Below are 301 nucleotides of genomic sequence, written 5' to 3'. Positions count from 1 at the left end.
CAACGACCACGACATCGGCATCCTGAAGCAGTGCGTGCGGCTTGGAGCCCAAGGCTATTGCTTCCAGTTCGACGACCCGCCGATCATCTTCGAGACCATCCTGGCGGTCGCGCACGGCCGCATCTGCATCCCCTATATCGACATCAACAAGGTCAACGACACGCCCTTGTCGCAGCTCACCGTGCGCGAGCGCGAGCTGCTGGCGGTGCTTTCCGACGGCTGGACCAACCTGCAGATCGCGACACGGACCGGGATTTCCGAGAATACGGTGAAGTACCACCTCAAGAATCTTTACGACAAG

Annotated in this window: 1 protein-coding gene; it reads left to right on the top strand. The window is 59.8% G+C overall.

The features are described 5' to 3' along the window. A partial coding sequence (locus EN807_RS34355) for a LuxR C-terminal-related transcriptional regulator (protein WP_135938079.1) occupies positions 1–301 on the top strand: 301 nt, incomplete at both ends.

The sequence above is a fragment of the Mesorhizobium sp. M5C.F.Ca.ET.164.01.1.1 genome (genome assembly GCF_004792125.1).
In the GTDB taxonomy this organism is placed as follows: domain Bacteria; phylum Pseudomonadota; class Alphaproteobacteria; order Rhizobiales; family Rhizobiaceae; genus Mesorhizobium; species Mesorhizobium wenxiniae.
The sequence above is the reverse complement of the archived record's forward strand: the minus strand, read 5'-3'. Positions and strand labels throughout refer to the sequence as shown.